Origin of the sequence: Nonomuraea recticatena (assembly GCF_039533245.1) — a bacterium.
In the GTDB taxonomy this organism is placed as follows: Bacteria; Actinomycetota; Actinomycetes; order Streptosporangiales; family Streptosporangiaceae; genus Nonomuraea; species Nonomuraea roseola.
In genome coordinates this window covers 1-560 of record NZ_BAAATE010000182.1, presented here as the reverse complement: position 1 = coordinate 560, position 560 = coordinate 1, and the positions used below count along the sequence as shown (strand labels likewise).

Below are 560 nucleotides of genomic sequence, written 5' to 3'. Positions count from 1 at the left end.
CGTTCGACGAGATCGGCGAGCTGTATCTGAAGGACGCGGTCTGGTTCCACCACCCGCGGTACCTCGCGCACCTGAACTGCCCGGTCGCGCTGCCGGCCGTGGCCGCCGAGACCGTGCTGGCCGCCGTCAACACCTCGGTCGACACGTGGGACCAGAGCGCGGGCGGGACGTTCATCGAGCAGCGGCTCATCGACTGGACCGCGCGGCGGATCGGGCTCGAGCCGGACGCGGACGGGATCTTCACTTCCGGTGGGACGCAGTCGAATCTGCAGGCGCTGCTACTGGCGCGGGACGAGGCCGTCGAGCAGGTGCTGCTGAAGCACCGGCTGGAGGTGGGCACGCCGCTGCGCGGGGTCGAGGTGCTCCCCCGGCTGCGGCTGTTCGCCTCGCCGCACTCGCACTTCAGCGTCGTCAAGGCGGCCCGGCTGCTCGGCCTCGGGGAGGAGGCCGTGGTCACGGTGCCCGCGGACGACTGGTTCCGCATGAATCCGGCGGCGCTCGACGCGGCGATCGAGACGTGCCGGGAGCAGCGGCTCGTGCCGGCCGCGGTGGTCGCGACC

At 72.3% G+C, this 560-nt stretch carries 1 protein-coding gene; it reads left to right on the top strand.

The genetic code is table 11. The features are described 5' to 3' along the window. Positions 1-560 (top strand): pyridoxal phosphate-dependent decarboxylase family protein (locus tag ABFX50_RS51050; protein ID WP_346158560.1); only part of this gene is annotated, 560 nt, incomplete at both ends.